The 15,256-nt window shown below is 63.9% G+C and carries 14 protein-coding genes; 11 read left to right on the top strand and 3 right to left on the bottom strand.

Features of this window, described 5'->3' with window-relative positions; genetic code table 11:
• Positions 1 to 2 precede the first annotated feature (2 nt).
• The 8 genes from hslU (at position 3) to BLW56_RS12290 (ending at position 8,050) form a co-directional block, all read left to right on the top strand.
• Positions 3 to 1,304: an ATP-dependent protease ATPase subunit HslU gene (hslU, locus tag BLW56_RS12325; protein ID WP_093511012.1), complete on the top strand. Its 1,302-nt coding sequence runs from the start codon at positions 3 to 5 to the stop codon at positions 1,302 to 1,304.
• 261 nt (positions 1,305 to 1,565) lie between these two features.
• Positions 1,566 to 2,429, top strand: coding sequence for a helix-turn-helix domain-containing protein (locus tag BLW56_RS12320; protein WP_093511011.1), 864 nt, complete (start codon positions 1,566 to 1,568; stop codon positions 2,427 to 2,429).
• Positions 2,430 to 2,545: 116 nt separating this feature from the next.
• A complete protein-coding gene (locus BLW56_RS12315; RefSeq protein ID WP_093511010.1) occupies positions 2,546 to 3,481 on the top strand; it encodes a tetratricopeptide repeat protein in 936 nt (311 codons plus the stop codon).
• Entirely contained in the window at positions 3,435 to 4,439 is a 1,005-nt protein-coding gene (tilS, locus tag BLW56_RS12310) for a tRNA lysidine(34) synthetase TilS (RefSeq protein ID WP_093511009.1), read from the top strand. Before BLW56_RS12315 ends, tilS begins: the two co-directional genes overlap by 47 nt.
• Positions 4,440 to 4,521: 82 nt before the next feature.
• Positions 4,522 to 6,465, top strand: a complete 1,944-nt coding sequence (ftsH, locus tag BLW56_RS12305) for an ATP-dependent zinc metalloprotease FtsH (RefSeq protein WP_093511008.1) — start codon at positions 4,522 to 4,524, stop codon at positions 6,463 to 6,465.
• A 124-nt stretch (positions 6,466 to 6,589) separates the two neighbouring features.
• Positions 6,590 to 6,913 carry a hypothetical protein gene (locus tag BLW56_RS12300; protein ID WP_256203439.1) on the top strand — a complete coding sequence of 108 codons (324 nt, stop codon included), beginning with the start codon at positions 6,590 to 6,592 and terminating at the stop codon, positions 6,911 to 6,913.
• A 37-nt stretch (positions 6,914 to 6,950) separates the two neighbouring features.
• Positions 6,951 to 7,436: a DUF11 domain-containing protein gene (locus BLW56_RS12295; protein WP_177175958.1), complete on the top strand. Its 486-nt coding sequence runs from the start codon at positions 6,951 to 6,953 to the stop codon at positions 7,434 to 7,436.
• An 8-nt stretch (positions 7,437 to 7,444) separates the two neighbouring features.
• Positions 7,445 to 8,050: a DUF3800 domain-containing protein gene (locus BLW56_RS12290; protein ID WP_093511005.1), complete on the top strand. Its 606-nt coding sequence runs from the start codon at positions 7,445 to 7,447 to the stop codon at positions 8,048 to 8,050.
• A 50-nt stretch (positions 8,051 to 8,100) separates the two neighbouring features.
• Here the strand turns inward: BLW56_RS12290 and rpoZ are convergent, their stop codons facing one another.
• Entirely contained in the window at positions 8,101 to 8,445 is a 345-nt protein-coding gene (gene rpoZ / locus BLW56_RS12285) for a DNA-directed RNA polymerase subunit omega (RefSeq protein ID WP_093511004.1), read from the bottom strand.
• A gap of 139 nt (positions 8,446 to 8,584) precedes the next feature.
• On the opposite strand from rpoZ, the gene BLW56_RS12280 reads away from it, so the two are divergent.
• A complete protein-coding gene (locus BLW56_RS12280; protein WP_093511003.1) occupies positions 8,585 to 9,775 on the top strand; it encodes a phospholipase D-like domain-containing protein in 1,191 nt (396 codons plus the stop codon).
• Positions 9,776 to 9,784: 9 nt separating this feature from the next.
• Here BLW56_RS12280 and BLW56_RS12275 read toward each other — a convergent pair whose 3' ends face one another.
• Complete coding sequence (locus BLW56_RS12275; RefSeq protein ID WP_093511002.1) at positions 9,785 to 10,423, bottom strand: class I SAM-dependent methyltransferase; 639 nt, start codon at positions 10,421 to 10,423, stop codon at positions 9,785 to 9,787.
• Between the two features lie 147 nt (positions 10,424 to 10,570).
• Here BLW56_RS12275 and BLW56_RS12270 point away from each other — a divergent pair, with 147 nt between their 5' ends.
• The gene (locus tag BLW56_RS12270; protein ID WP_093511001.1) at positions 10,571 to 11,875 is read left to right on the top strand and encodes an MFS transporter; all 1,305 of its coding nucleotides are present in this window, start codon (positions 10,571 to 10,573) and stop codon (positions 11,873 to 11,875) included.
• 12 nt (positions 11,876 to 11,887) lie between these two features.
• Here BLW56_RS12270 and BLW56_RS12265 read toward each other — a convergent pair whose 3' ends face one another.
• Complete coding sequence (locus BLW56_RS12265; RefSeq protein WP_093511000.1) at positions 11,888 to 14,209, bottom strand: CDC48 family AAA ATPase; 2,322 nt, start codon at positions 14,207 to 14,209, stop codon at positions 11,888 to 11,890.
• A 143-nt stretch (positions 14,210 to 14,352) separates the two neighbouring features.
• Between BLW56_RS12265 and BLW56_RS12260 the strand changes: the two genes are divergently transcribed.
• Positions 14,353 to 15,231: a LysR substrate-binding domain-containing protein gene (locus BLW56_RS12260; RefSeq protein WP_093511568.1), complete on the top strand. Its 879-nt coding sequence runs from the start codon at positions 14,353 to 14,355 to the stop codon at positions 15,229 to 15,231.
• Positions 15,232 to 15,256 lie beyond the last annotated feature (25 nt).

Raw genomic sequence — 15,256 nt, 5'->3', positions numbered from 1 at the left:
ATATGAACAAGGATCTGACTCCGAAGGCGATCGTCGCCGCCCTCGACACGCATATCATCGGCCAGAACGCCGCGAAGCGCGCGGTCGCCGTCGCGCTCCGCAATCGCTGGCGCCGCCAGCAATTGTCGGCCGACCTGCGCGACGAGGTGAGCCCCAAGAATATCCTGATGATCGGCCCCACCGGCTGCGGCAAGACCGAGATTTCGCGTCGTCTCGCCAAACTCGCGGACGCCCCCTTCATCAAGGTCGAAGCGACCAAATTCACCGAGGTCGGCTATGTCGGCCGCGACGTCGAACAGATCGCGCGCGACCTTGTCGAGGAAGCCGTGCGGCTCGAAAAGGACCGCCGCCGCGAAGCCGTGCGCGCCGCCGCCGAAGAGGCCGCGATGGAGCGCCTGCTCGACGCGCTTACCGGCAAGGGCGCGAGCGAGGCGACGCGCCAGAGCTTTCGCCAGCGCATCCGCGAAGGCCATCTCGACGACAGCGAAGTCGAGATCGAGGTCGCCGACGCGCCCAGCATGAACTTCGAGCTGCCCGGCCAGCCCGGCCAGATGAGCATGATCAACCTGTCCGACATGCTCGGCAAGGCGATGGGCGGCCCGCCCAAGAAGCGCCGCAAGCTGAAGGTGATCGAAGCCGCGACCCGCCTGATCGAAGAAGAGCAGGATAAGCGTCTCGATCAGGACGATGTCGCGCGCGTCGCGCTCGCCGATGCCGAGGCCAATGGCATCGTCTTCCTCGACGAGATCGACAAGATCGCGGTCAGCGATGTGCGCGGCGGATCGGTGAGCCGCGAAGGCGTCCAGCGCGACCTGCTGCCGCTGATCGAGGGCACGACCGTCGCGACCAAATATGGCCCGATGAAGACCGACCATATCCTCTTCATCGCCTCGGGCGCCTTTCATGTCGCGAAACCCAGCGACCTCCTCCCCGAATTGCAGGGCCGCTTGCCGATCCGCGTCGAACTCGGCGCGCTGACCGAGGAGGATTTCGTGCGGATCCTCAGCGAGACCAAGGCGGGGCTGCCCGAACAATATGTGGCGCTCCTCGGCACCGAGGGCGTGACGCTGAACTTTACTCCCGACGCGATCGCACGCGTTGCAAAGCTTGCGGCGGATGTGAATGAGAAGGTCGAAAATATCGGCGCGCGCCGCCTCCAGACGATCATGGAGCGACTGGTCGAGGAAATCAGCTTCACCGCCGAGGACGCACCCGGCACGACGCTCGATATCGACGCCGCCTATGTCGACAGCCAGCTTGCCGACGTCGTCGGCGACACCGACCTCAGCAAATATGTGCTTTAACCGCTGAGGTCGGCCAGCGGCCGGAACCCGTCGTCGTCCCCGCGAAGGCGGGGGCGACGCATAGTTTGAATGCCCGTCCCTACCCGAAGGAGGCTTTCGCGCGCCCAACCGCGAAAACGATGGCACCAACTCGCAGACGGTCTTGATTCCGCTTCTTTTCAGCCGTCCGTTTACCGAACTTCATTTGACTTTCGCGCGCCGTCAATGCGATGAACGGACGACACGGTCGATCTGGGTCAAACGGCCGGCACGGAGACAGTAATGGCAGATGAAGACGTCGCCCCCGAACAGGGCGAGTTGGCGATCACGCGCACCGGCGATCGGCTTCGGCTGGCGCGGGAGGCTGCGGGGCTGTCGCTCGCCGATGTCGCGACGCGCACGCGGATCACCCAACGCCATCTCGCCGCAATAGAAAAGTCGGATTATTCGGAACTTCCGGGCCGGACTTATGTCACCGGCTTCGCCCGCGCCTACGCCCGTGCCGTCGATCTTCCGGAAGCGGAAATCGGCGCCGCCATCCGCCAGGAACTCGAAGAAGACGCCTATGGTTCGCGTCCGCTTTACGAGGCCTATGAACCGACCGACCCGGCACGCCTGCCCACTGCGCGGCTGACGTGGACACTCGTCATTATCACGCTGCTGCTGGCCTCGGCCTATGGCGTTTGGCGCTTCCTGTCCGTCGAGCCCGACGAGGCGCTGATCGCAGCGCAGAACCGCGACGCCGATGCGTCCGAAGCGCCGCAGAACGATGCCGCGGCAACGCCCGCGACCAAGGCCGGCAGCGCGGCCGCCGTCGCGGCGAACGCACCTGTGGTTCTCACCGGCCTGTCGGAAGTCTGGATCGGCTTCGACGACGCCAAGGGCAAGACCGAGAATTGGCGCACGCTCGATGCGGGCGAGACCTATCAGGTTCCGCCCGAATATATCGAACAGTTCACGCTGCGCACCAGCATCCCGCAGGCACTCAAGGTCACGGTCGGTGGCCGCGACGTGGGCCCGATCGGCGCTGCCGATACGCTGGTCAAGAATGTCTCGCTGAAGCCCGCCGATCTGATCGCACGCGCCGGCGGCAGTGGCGCGGCAGGCACGGCGCCCCCGGCCACGGCACCGCGCCCCAAGGGCTGAGCCTTCCCGTCATCCGGGCCGGCCGAGACCGCAGCGCGCCGAAATGGGTTTGCGCTGCGGCGCTTTGCCGCGTTATGGACGACCATATTGGTTAATAATCGAGGACCGAACGGCAGATGATGATGCGTCAGATTAATTTCCTTGGGGCCGCAACGATCGCGCTCGCAGCGGCCATGCCCGCCGCCGCGCAGGACAATACGGTGGTCAAGCGCGTCGAACGGCTCGAAAAGGAAATGCGCGCGGTCCAGCGTTCGGTCTTCCCCGGCGGCAGCCCGACCTTCTTCGAGGGTGAGATCGCGCCCGACAACACGCCCGGCGAGCGCGCGCGCACCAACGCGCCGGTGATCGACCTGACCGCGCGCGTCGACGCACTCGAATCGCAACTGCAGACGCTGACCGGCCAGACCGAGCAGAACGCCTTCCATCTGCGCGAACTCGAAAAGCAGTTTACCGCCTATAAGGCCGAGGTGGAGAAGCGCTTTGCCGATCCCGCGGTGGTCACCGAACCGGCGGCGACACCCGCCAGCCTCGCGCCGACGGTGAAGCCCCCGGCTGCCTCAACCACGACGGTGAAAAAGCCTGCCGACAAGCCCGCGGCGAAGCCCGCTACCACCGACGCCGCACGGCTCGCGCTCGTCAAGAAGGTCGAGGTTCCGGCGAGCGGCAACGAGACCAAGGACGCCTATGACTATGGCTACCGCCTGTGGGAAGCGAAGCTCTATCCCGAGGCGCAGGCCCAATTGAAGACCGTTGTGACCAAATGGCCGAAGAGCAGCCAGGCCAGCTTTGCGCAGAATTTGCTCGGCCGCGCCTATCTCGACGAAGGCAAGCCGAGCCTCGCCGCTGTCGCTTTCTATAATAATTACAAGGATCGCCCGAGCGGCGCGCGCGCGCCGCACAGCCTGATGTATATGGGCGTCGCGCTCGACAAGCTCGGACGCAAGGCCGACGCATGCAAGGCGTTCCGCGAACTCGATGAAGTCTATGGCGACAAGGCGCCACAGGATGTCCGCACCGATGCTGCCGCCGCAAAAACAAAAGCAGGCTGCTGATCGCGACGTCGCCGGCCGTCTCGCCGGCGACCTGCTTGCCCTCCTTGGGCCCGGCTGGCACCGCCTCCATTATGGCGTCGCCGTGTCGGGCGGCCCCGACAGCATGGCGCTGCTCTGGCTGATGGCATCGCTGCTTCCCGGTCAGATCTGGGCGGCAACGGTCGATCATGGCCTGCGCAAGGGCTCGGACGAAGAGGCGCGGATGGTCGCGGGCTTCTGCGAGCGCGAACATATTCCGCACTCGACGCTGCGCCCCTCGGCACCGATTACAGGATCGCAGCAGGCCGCCGCGCGCACCGAACGTTATCGCCTGCTCGAACAATGGCGTGAGGCGAATGCCCTCAATCATATCGTCACCGCACATCATGCCGACGATCAGCTCGAGACGATCGTCATGCGGCTCAACCGGTCGAGCGGGGTCGGCGGTCTCGCCGCGATCCGCGCGAAGAACGGCGTGATCCTGCGTCCGCTCCTTCAATGGCGCCGCAGCGAACTCGTTCATCTCGCCCTCGAAAACGACCTGCCCTTCGTCGATGATCCGTCGAACAGCGACGACCGCTTCGACCGCGCGCGCCTGCGCCATGCGCTACGGGCGCAAACCGCACTCGACCCCGTCGCCGCGGCGAACTCGGCAGCATGGCTGGCGGAAGCCGACGAGGCGCTCGACTGGGCGGTCGAAAGGCTGATCGCCTCCTGGCCCGACGCGTCGGATATCGCGGTCATCCGCAACGATGACTATCCGGCGGAGATGTTCCGCCGCATCGTTGCGCTGCGCCTGCGCGCCAATGCACCGCAACTCGTGCTGCGCGGCGCATCGCTCGACGGCGTGATCGCGGCGATGCACGAAGGGCGCCGCGCGATGGTTGGCGCGTTGCTGATCGACGCGGTTCGCGGCCTCGAAGGGACGATTTGGCGCATTTCCGCGGCACCACGACGGAAAGCGCCGAAAAAGGGCTGATTGCCTCATTGTCATTTAACCGGATTATCCTATCTTGTTGGGGATAGGAGCGCAGTGCCGCGCCGTTGAGGAAAGATTCCGAATGCAGGACGACAAGGAACCGCAGGGCAACCCCTGGATGAAGAGTGTGATGATCTGGAGCGGCATCCTGCTTGCCATGCTCCTCGTCGCCTCGATGTTCGGCGGCGCTTCGCAGCCTGTCGGCAATCCGCTTGCCTATTCCGAGTTCCGTCAAAAAGTCGAGGAAGGCGCCGTCAAGGACGTCGTCCTCTCCGAAGACAAGGTGACGGGCACGTTGTCGAACGGCGATCGTTTCAGCGCGAACGTGGTGCGTGATCCCGAGCTGCTGAAGATGCTCAACGACAATAATGTCAAATATGATGGCAAGGCGACCGAAGCGCCCAACTTCTGGATGTATATGCTCGTCCAGTCGCTGCCTTTCTTGCTGATCCTTGGCATCGCATTCTTTGTCTTCCGCCAGGTTCAGAAAAACAACGGCTCGGGCGCTATGGGTTTTGGCAAGTCGCGCGCCAAGATGCTGACCGAAAAGCAAGGCCGCGTGACCTTCGACGATGTCGCGGGTATCGACGAAGCGCGCGAAGAGCTCGAAGAAATTGTAGAATTCCTGCGCGATCCAACCAAATTTTCGAAGCTCGGCGGTCAGATTCCGAAGGGCGCGCTGCTCGTCGGCTCGCCCGGCACCGGCAAGACGCTGCTCGCCCGCGCGATCGCGGGTGAAGCCGGCGTTCCCTTCTTCACCATTTCGGGTTCGGACTTCGTCGAAATGTTCGTCGGCGTCGGCGCCAGCCGCGTCCGCGACATGTTCGAACAGGCCAAGCGCAACGCGCCTTGCATCGTCTTCATTGATGAAATCGATGCGGTGGGCCGCCATCGCGGCGCCGGCCTCGGCAACGGCAATGACGAGCGCGAACAGACGCTGAACCAGTTGCTCGTCGAAATGGATGGCTTCGAGGCGAACGAGGGTATCATCATCGTTGCGGCGACGAACCGTCCCGACGTTCTCGACCCGGCACTCCTCCGTCCGGGCCGCTTCGATCGCCAGGTCGTCGTGCCGCGCCCCGACATCGAGGGCCGCCAGAAGATTCTCGAAGTCCACACGCGCAAGAAGCCGCTCGCACCCGACGTCGACCTCCGCCGCGTCGCGCGCGGCACGCCGGGCTTCTCGGGCGCCGATCTGGCTAATCTTTGCAACGAAGCCGCGCTGCTTGCGGCGCGCAAGGGCAAGCGCCTGATCGCCAACGACGAGTTCGAAGAGGCGAAGGACAAGGTCATGATGGGTGCCGAGCGGCGCTCGATGGTGATGACCGAAGACGAGAAGAAGGCGACCGCCTATCACGAGGCGGGCCACGCGCTCGTGTCGCTCCATGTCGAGCACAACGATCCGCTGCACAAGGTCACGATCATCCCGCGCGGCCGCGCGCTGGGCGTGACGTGGAACCTGCCCGAACGCGACCGTTATTCGCAGAATATGAAGCAGATGAAGGCGCGCCTCGCGCTCTGCTTCGGCGGCCGCATCGCCGAACAGCTGATCTATGGCAAAGACGAGCTCAACACCGGCGCGTCGAACGACATCCAGCAGGCGACCGACATGGCGCGAGCGATGGTCATGGAATATGGCATGTCCGAAAAGCTCGGCTGGCTGCGCTATCGCGACAATCAGGACGAGGTTTTCCTCGGCCACAGCGTGTCGCGCGCGCAGAATATGTCGGAAGAAACCGCCAAGCTGATCGACGCAGAAGTCCGCCGCCTCGTCGAGGAAGGCGAAAAGGTCGCGCGGAAGGTGCTGACCGACAATATCGACGAGCTCCACCTGCTCGCCGGCGCGCTGCTCGAATATGAGACGCTGTCGGGCGAGGAAGCGAAGCGCGCGATCAAGGGCGAAGACATCGGCCGCGAGGACGATGCGACCAAGCGCGGCAAGCCCGTGTCGGGCCATGCGGGCGGCATCCCGCAGATCAAGCGCAAGCCGCGCCCGTTCGGCGACGCGAATCCCCAAGGGGCATAGGCATTACGCCTAGCCCCCTCGATTCAGGGACTATTCATTGGCTGAGGGCAAGTTCCGACGTATGACCAGACGGACATATGTACGCCTCTTGCCCGCCCTCGTCGCCGCGCCTTTTCTGTGCGCGATGGCGCCCGGGGATATGAGCGTCGCGGCGTTTCTTGCGCGAGCTTCGTCGCTTGAACGCCTCGGCCCGCTGGCCCTCGCGACGCCGCAGGGAAATCAGCTCAAGGACGAAGTCGTCGCCGCAGGCAAACGCTACAAGGCGCGGATCGATGCCGAACGTCGCGCGGGCCGCAAAACCACAAGCTGCCCGCCTGAATCGGGGAGCCTGACCCCGGATCAATGGCTTTCGCATCTCCGCAGCTACCCCGCGTCGGCGCGCAAATCGGTCAGCGTTTACTCGGCATTCGATACGCTGATGAAGAAACGCTATCCCTGCCCCGCCTGATGCGCCAAAAGTGCGAACAGGACCAAAGGAGACAGCGGTGATCAACAAAGCGTGGAATGCCCTTGCCTTGGCGGTTCTTCTCGCGGCGGGCGCGCAGTCGGCCGCCGCACAGGGAACCGGAGCGCTGACAAGCAAGATCGAACTCGAAAAATCGACACCCTCTTCTGACGGCCAACCACCGAAAAAGACCTATGTGGCGCCCGAGGTGGTCGTCCCCGGCGACCGCGTCCGCGTTACGCTGATCTTCATGAACAATGGCGCTGCGCCAGCTGCAGGGGTCAAACTGGTCAACCCGATCCCCGAAGGCCTGATATTCGATGGCACCGCCGATACGGAGGGTTTCGACGTATCGACCGATGGCGGCAAGACCTTTGGGGCGCTGGCGGCGCTGACAGTGCCCGTCGACGGCGCCGCGCGCCGCGCCGCGACGACCGCCGACGTGAGCCACGTCCGCTGGCTCTGGCCCGATGCGATCGGTTCCGGACAAAGCCGCTCGGTCGCTTTTTTCGGCCGCGTCCGGTGATCCGCTAGGTGACAATCTATTGCGATGAATCGGGCGGCCTCAACGCCGGCGCGATGACCTTTTCGGCGGTGATGCTAACCCCAAAGGCGGCCGCCGATATCCATGCACGCTTTCGCGGGGTGACCGGGCTACGCGGCGAACTCAAGGGCAGCCGGATCAGCATCGTCGAGCGCGCCTATCTGCTCGAACTCTTCGACCGCGCCGGCGGCCGCGCGTGGGTGGCCGTCGCCAAGCGCGACAAGCTTGCCCAGAAGCCGGACGGCACGCTTCCCAGCGATCTCGCGCTTTATGGCGCCCTGCTCAACAGCGCCGTCGGCCATTGGCTGCCCGAGACCGGCGGTGTCTGCACCGATGTGGTGATCGACGACGGACGTTATGACCCGAAAATCCTGTCGCATGTGCGCGAAGAAATTCAGGCCGGGCTGGGGCAATGGGGCCGCGCGTCGCTCGCCGACAGCAAACGCAGCGACGGGGTCCAGATCGCCGACGTGATCGCCAACAGCCTGTTCAATGTCACGATCGGATCGCCGCGCGCGCATCGCATCCAGCGAATCATCGAACCGATGATCGCATCGAAAGCCATTCGCGTCGCGGAACTCACCCAGCTTCCATAACAAAAGGGCCGCAGTTTCCTGCGGCCCCCTTGGTGATCAGATTGCGTCGCTTAATCGAAATCGCTGCCGCCGCCCGCGGGGCTGCGCGGCGGCGCAGCCGCGGTCAGGCGAAGCGCTTCGGCCGAACGGCTGATCGAGCTGATTTCATCGGGCGTATCATCATCGTCGACGACAACCTTCTGCATCGAACCGACCAGCGTTTCCTTCAGATCCTTCGGACGCACCGTCTGTTCGGCGATTTCGCGCAACGCGACGACGGGATTCTTGTCACGGTCGCGGTCGACGGTCAGCTCCGAACCACCCGAGATTTCGCGGGCGCGGTGCGCCGACAGCAGAACCAGGTCGAAACGGTTGGGAACTTTGTCGACGCAATCCTCGACGGTAACGCGGGCCATATTGTTTCCTTAGGTATAGGAGAGGCCAGCCCTTTGGAGGGGCGTGGCGGCAAGCGCTGCGCGCTAGCAGCCCCGCAGCCCGATGTCAATCAAAGCGCCGCCCTTGCAGGCCCCGCGGATGCCAGCCTATGAGCAGGTTATGACCGAAGCTTGCCCCCCCGCCGCGCCCGACCAAAGGCTGACGGCGGATGTGGCGGGTCACCGGCTTGAACTGCTCTTTGACGGCGGAGACCGGCTGACGCGGCTGCTCGACCTGATCAACGGCGCTGCGCACAGCATCGACATCATCATGTATATTTTCGAGGCCGATGCTGCGGGTGTGCGCATCGTCGATGCCTTGCTGGTTGCGGCGAAGCGGGGCGTTCGCGTGCGCGCCGTGATCGACAGCTTCGGATCGGGCGACACGCCCGACGGCCTGTTTGCGCCGCTTCGAGAAGCCGGTGGCAGCGTCACCTTTTTCTCGCGTCGCTGGCGCTCGACCTATCTGATCCGCAACCACCAGAAATTGATCCTGATCGACGAATATATCGCCATGACCGGCGGCTTTAACATCGCCGACGATTATCTCAGCCCGCCGCGCAGCGATTGCTGGTTCGACATCGGAATGATCGTCAAGGGACCGACGGTGATACGCGCGGCACAGTGGTTCGCCGAAATTCACGATTACACCGTCAACGACGATGGCAAGGTCCTGATGCTCAGGCGCCTGATCCGCGAATGGCCGATCGACGGAGGTCCGGTGTCGTGGCTCGTCGGTGGCCCCACCCAGCGGCTGTCGCCGTGGGCACGAGCGGTGCGCGCAGATCTGGAAGACGCGCGCCAGCTCGACATGGCGATGGCCTATTTCTCGCCGGGCCAGGGCATGCTCCGCCGGCTGGGACGCGTGGCGCGTCGCGGCCGCGCACGTTTCGTGATGGCGGGGAAATCGGACAATCCGGCGACGATCGGTGCTTCGCGCCTGCTCTATGGATATCTGCTGCGCAAAACTGCCGACGTCTGGGAATATCAGCCATGTCGGCTGCATATGAAGCTGATCGTTATCGACGACGTGGTCTATATCGGGTCGGCCAATTTCGACGTGCGCAGCCTGTTCGTGAACGTCGAGGTGATGGTGCGGATCGCCGATGCGGGATTTGCTGAAAAGATGCGCAATTTCCTGACCGGATTGCGGCCGGATTGCGAGGCGATCACGTCAATATCGCACAAGGCGCGCGGCAACTGGCTGACCCGCATCCGCTGGACGCTCGCCTGGCTGGTCGTCGGCGTGGTTGATTATACGGTATCGCGAAAGCTCAATTTCGGCCTCGCCGACCCGGACCCCGAAGTCTGATCGCCGGGCCTAGTCCTTCCAGCCCCAGAACAGGAAGCAAGGCGGGACGTTGACCCATTCGAACGCATTGTCGATGCGGTTGAAATGCGCCGCGAGAAAATCGCGGGCGCGGGCGCGGAACTGATAGACGAGGAAAGCGCCGCCGGGGCGAAGGACGCGATGCGTTGCAGCCGCGATCGCGGGGCCCACACCCGCAGGCAGCGTCGAAAATGGCAGGCCGGAAAGGACATAATCCGCCTTCTCGAAACCGTGCGCGCGAACGATCTCTTCAACGTCGGCGGCGGAGCCGTGGACCGCGATAAAGCGGCTGTCGCGAATATCCTTGCGCAGATAGTCGATGAAATCCTCGTTGGTGTCGATCGCGATCAGCGTCGCGTCACCTGCCATCCGCTCCAGCACCGGGCGGCAGAACGTACCGACACCCGGACCATATTCGACGAACAGCTTGGTGTTCTTCCAGTCCACGGGCCGCAGCATGTGACGGATCAGCGTCGGCGACGAGGGAACGATCGATCCCACCATGACCGGGTGCTTGATGAACCCGCGGACGAACATGCCCCAAGGTCCAAAAAAGCGTTTGAAGCCCTCGCGAAGCCGACGGGCCAGCGGAGCTTTCTTTTCTTGGGCCTGCGCCCGCGGATTGGTCATGATGGCTTTCGCGTTGTTGCGGTTGCCAAAGGCGTGGCAAAATCGGCGCGATGGCGCAAGGAAAGAGTCTGTCTTGACTCTGGACAGACAGGCACTCGCGTGTAGGGAGAGGCGGCGTTACCGACCAAAGCCAAGGAGGGGGCGAATATGGCGACCACATCGCATTCCATTCCCTCCGACCGCATGGCCGTGCTGTTTGCCGTTATGCTGGTCGCCGCAGCAGGCAATACGGCGATGCAGTCCATACTGCCCGCGATCGGCGCCAAACTTCATATTCCCGACGTCTGGGTCAGCCTCGCTTTCAGCTGGTCCGCGCTGCTCTGGGTGCTCACCGCGCCGCACTGGGCGCGCCAGTCGGACAAGCGCGGACGCAAGGCATTGATGGCGCTCGGCGTAGTCGGCTTCCTGTCCTCGATGGCACTGTGCGGATTGACTCTCTGGGCCGGACTCCAGGGCTATCTGGCCGCTGGCGTTACCTTCATCGTCTTCGCAGTCTTTCGCAGCCTTTACGGTGGCTTCGGATCGGCGTCGCCTCCCGCGGTGCAGGCCTACGTCGCCGCACGCACCGATCCCGAGCAGCGGACGCAGGCGCTGTCGCTCGTTTCCTCCTCCTTCGGCCTGGGAACTGTCATCGGCCCCGCGATCGCGCCTTTCTTCATCCTGCCAATCGTCGGCCTCGCCGGGCCATTGCTCATCTTTGCGCTGATCGGCCTCGGTGTGCTGATCATGCTGCGCTGGCGCCTGCCCGACGACATGCCGCGCTATGCCGCACGCGGCAATATCGCAGCCTATCCGGCTGCCGCAGCTTCTCCCGAAGCCACGGCCGAAGAGAGCGAAGACGAGATCGTCGACCCTTCAGCCGCCACCGCCCCGCCCCTTCGTTGGACCGACAAGCGCGTGCGCCCCTGGCTTTTCGCGGGCCTGCTCGGCGGTCAGGCGCAGGCGATGGTGCTCGGCGTTATCGGCTTCCTGATCCTCGACCGACTGCATCTGCGCCTGCGTCCCGACGAAGGCGCGGCAATGACAGGGATCGTCTTGATGGCAGGTGCCTTCGCAACATTGCTGTCGCAATGGGGCTTGATCCCTCTGCTCAAAATGTCACCGCGTACCGCCGTCCTGTGCGGCGCCAGCCTTGGGGGCCTTGGAACCGTGATGACCGGCCTGTCATTCAATTTTCACGGAATCATTATCGGTTTCGCCCTCGCGTCGCTCGGCTTTGGGCTATTCCGTCCGGGCTTCACTGCGGGCGCGTCTCTGTCGGTGCCGCGCCGCGATCAGGGCAGCGTCGCAGGGATGACGGCGTCGATCAACGGATCGGCCTATATCGTATCGCCGGCGGTCGGGGTGTTGCTCTATAATTGGCACCCGATGGTCGCTTATGGCCTGATGGCGGGTTTCTGCGGCTGGCTGGTCCTGTGGGGCTGGTCGGCGTTGAAACCAAGCCAGCCCTAGGATCGTCGCAGCTCAGTCTTTCGGTTCCTCGTGCTTGCGCTCACGAGAGGGCTTGAGCATGCCCGGCGCAAAGAAGCCGATCGGATCGACGCTCATTGCCGCCTGCTTGATCTCGCCCTGGATCTTTTCATAATCCTTTTCCATGGCCTCGGTCACCGACGCGCGGGTATCCTTCAGCGCAGTTTCGAAATCTTCCATCGTCACCGTGTCGCTGTCGAGCGAACGCTTGAGCGCCGCAAGGCCCGCGCGCCGGGTCAGATCCTCCAAGTCGGCGCCGGTGAAGCGATCCGTTCTTTCAGCCAGCACGCCCAGATCGACGTCCTTCGCCAGCGGCATCTTGCCCGTCTGGATTTCAAGGATACGCTTGCGCCCTTCGGCATTCGGGACCGATACATAGATCAGTTCGTCGAGCCGTCCCGGACGCAGCAACGCCGGATCGATCAGGTTCGGGCGATTCGTAGCGCCGATGACGACGACCGACTGCATCTCCTCGATCCCGTCCATCTCGGCGAGGATCGTGTTGACGACACGCTCGGTGACCTGCGGTTCACCCGACGTCCCGCTTCCGCGCGCGGGGACCAGACTGTCGAGTTCGTCGATGAAGATGATCGTCGGCGCGACGGCGCGTGCGCGCGCGAACAGGCGCGCAATCTGCTGCTCGCTCTCGCCATACCATTTCGAGAGCAGATCCGACGATTTGATCGAGATGAAATTGGCGTCGGATTCGCGCGCCGCCGCCTTGGCCAGCAACGTCTTGCCCGTTCCGGGCGGACCATAGAGAAGGAAGCCCTTGGCCGGGCGGATGCCCAGCCGGCGGAACGCCTCGGGGTTCTTGAGCGGCAGCTCGATCCCCTCGATGAGCTTGTCGCGCGCGGCATCGAGCCCGCCAATGTCGCTCCAGCGCGTCTTCGGCGCCTGCACCATCACCTCGCGCATTGCCGAGGGCTGGACGCGCTTCAGGGCATTATGGAAGTCCTCGCGCGTGACGCGAAGCTCCTCGAGCACTTCGGGCGGAATCGTGCCCTCGGCCAGATCGAGTTTCGGCATGATACGCCGCACCGCCTCGATCGCCGCCTCGCGCGTCAGCGCCGCCATGTCGGCGCCGACGAAGCCGAATGTCGTCCGCGCCAGTTCGGTCAGGTCGACATTCTCGGCCAGCGGCATGCCGCGCGTATGAATACCCAATATCTCGCGGCGCCCGCTTTCGTCGGGAACCCCGATTACGATCTCGCGGTCGAAACGGCCGGGACGGCGCAGGGCTTCGTCGATCGCGTCGGGCCGATTTGTCGCCGCGATGACGACCAGATTGGTCCGCGGCTCGAGCCCGTCCATCAGTGTCAGAAGCTGCGCCACGATGCGCTTCTCGGCTTCGCCCTGCACCTGCCCGCGCTTGGGAGCGATCGAATCGATTTCATCGATGAACAGGATCGAGGGCGCAGCCTTCGTCGCCTGCTCGAAGATATCGCGCAGCCGTTTTTCGGATTCGCCATAGGCGCTGCCCATGATTTCAGGGCCGTTGATCAGGAAGAACTGAGCATCGCTTTCGTTGGCGACCGCGCGCGCAAGGCGCGTCTTGCCGGTTCCCGGCGGCCCGTGAAGCAGCACACCGCGCGGCGGATCGACGCCGAGACGGCGAAACAGTTCGGGATAGCGCAGCGGCAGTTCGACCATCTCGCGCAGTTGGTCGATCGTCTCGCCCAGCCCGCCAAGATCGTCGTAGGTGACGTCGGTCCGGCGTGCGTCCTGCGGTTCCTGATATTCCGGGAGCAGTTCGATTTCGGTATTTTCGTCGATAAAAACGACGCCCTTCGGGCTAGCCGACACGACGAGCAGGCGGACTTCGGCCAGCGCATAGGCGGGCGCGTTCAGCATCTGCCGAAGCTGCGGCGGCATATTGCCCGATTCGAGCCGCTGCTGCCCTGCCGTCGCGACCGTATCGCCCGCCACCAACGGACGGCCGAAGAAGCTGCGCTTCAGTGCATTGGCCGAACCCTGCAGCCGCAAATTTTCCTGCGCGGGAGCGAATACGACACGCGTAGCCGGGCGTGTCTCGACGCGGCTCAGGACAACCATATCACCCGCACCTGCCCCGGCATTCGCGCGCTGGAGACCGTCGAGCCGGATCACTTCGAGCCCTTCGTCCTCGGCATAGGGCGCGACGACGCGCGAGGCGGTTTCCCGCTTGCCGCTGATCTGGATGATATCGCCTTCGGTGACGCCGAGTTCGGCCATCGCCGACCGCGGAATGCGCGCAATTCCGCCCCCGCTTTCTTCGGCACGCGAATTCGCCACCTGCAGTTTGACTTGCTTTTCTTTTACCTCTGCGTCGGCCAAGGCGTGTCTCCCGCAAAATCGTCAGAATGCGAAAGATAGGATGGTGGTTCCCGATTTGCGACCCCCACGTCAGATCCAATTTATGACGCACCGCACAAAATTCTGGCATGTCCGCCAGCCCCATGCCATCATCCGTGACCGATATGCCACGCCTTCCCCCCATCAGCAGCATGGAAGCCTTTCTGGAAGTCGCCCGCCATGGCACGGTCAAGGCGGCGGCGATCGAGCTCGGCCTTTCGATGCCCGCGCTGTCGCGGCGGATTCAGACGCTCGAACATGGCGTGGGGCGGCCACTCTTCAACCGCCATCACCATGGGCTCAGCCTCACCGAAACCGGACGCGCGCTGCACGAACAATTGTCGCCGATTCTCGACGAGCTACGTATGGTGATCGAGCGGGTCGGCAGCCCCGAAGCCTCGCTTCGCCTGCATCTCAACGTCCTGCCCCTCTTCGCGCAGCAGCGTCTGTTTCCGCGCCTTCCCGAACTGCGGCGACAGCATCCTGAACTGCATATCGATATCGACACCATGTCCCATGCCGAAGCACGGCTGGGCGATGGCATCGATGCTGCGATCGCCCTCTCCCGCTCGATCGATCCCCTGCTCTACGCAGCGCGGCTCGACCAGGACAAAGTGTTCCCGATTGCGTCGCGGACGCTGACCGACGGCGACCGCGCGATCACGGTTCCCGAACAGATGCAGCGGATGACCATCCTGCTCCATCGAGAAATGCCGGAGACCTTTACCGAGTGGAAAAAGGCGATCGGCATGCCTTATCTCGAACCAGCGGGGATCGATTATTTCGATTCGGGGCCCCTGATGCTGGAGGCCGCGGCGCAAGGCATCGGCGTCGCATTCATGCACGGCCACCATTTCGACGACGCGCACGACCCGCGCCTCGTCCGCCTCTTCGATTTCGACGTCGAGAGCCCGTACAGTTACTGGTTCGTCTGCCGACCGCGCGCATTGCGCCAGCCGGCGGTCAAGCTGTTTCACGATTGGCTGCTCGCAGCGCAAATATAGCGCATCGGCGGAATTCAGCGGTTAT

It is taken from the genome of Sphingopyxis sp. YR583, assembly GCF_900108295.1.
Lineage (GTDB): Bacteria > Pseudomonadota > Alphaproteobacteria > Sphingomonadales > Sphingomonadaceae > Sphingopyxis.
This window is presented reverse-complemented; position numbering and strand designations above follow the sequence as displayed.

Excerpts from the sequence above, each read along its gene's own strand:
- BLW56_RS12270 (WP_093511001.1), top strand. The coding sequence starts at position 10,571 with ATGGCGACCACATCGCATTCCATTCCCTCCGACCGCATGGCCGTGCTG.
- BLW56_RS12300 (WP_256203439.1), top strand. The coding sequence starts at position 6,590 with ATGGCGCCCGGGGATATGAGCGTCGCGGCGTTTCTTGCGCGAGCTTCG.
- BLW56_RS12280 (WP_093511003.1), top strand. The coding sequence starts at position 8,585 with ATGACCGAAGCTTGCCCCCCCGCCGCGCCCGACCAAAGGCTGACGGCG.
- ftsH (WP_093511008.1), top strand. The coding sequence starts at position 4,522 with ATGCAGGACGACAAGGAACCGCAGGGCAACCCCTGGATGAAGAGTGTG.
- BLW56_RS12260 (WP_093511568.1), top strand. The coding sequence starts at position 14,353 with ATGCCACGCCTTCCCCCCATCAGCAGCATGGAAGCCTTTCTGGAAGTC.
- BLW56_RS12320 (WP_093511011.1), top strand. The coding sequence starts at position 1,566 with ATGGCAGATGAAGACGTCGCCCCCGAACAGGGCGAGTTGGCGATCACG.
- rpoZ (WP_093511004.1), bottom strand. The coding sequence starts at position 8,445 with ATGGCCCGCGTTACCGTCGAGGATTGCGTCGACAAAGTTCCCAACCGT.
- BLW56_RS12275 (WP_093511002.1), bottom strand. The coding sequence starts at position 10,423 with ATGACCAATCCGCGGGCGCAGGCCCAAGAAAAGAAAGCTCCGCTGGCC.
- hslU (WP_093511012.1), top strand. The coding sequence starts at position 3 with ATGAACAAGGATCTGACTCCGAAGGCGATCGTCGCCGCCCTCGACACG.
- tilS (WP_093511009.1), top strand. The coding sequence starts at position 3,435 with ATGTCCGCACCGATGCTGCCGCCGCAAAAACAAAAGCAGGCTGCTGAT.
- BLW56_RS12315 (WP_093511010.1), top strand. The coding sequence starts at position 2,546 with ATGATGATGCGTCAGATTAATTTCCTTGGGGCCGCAACGATCGCGCTC.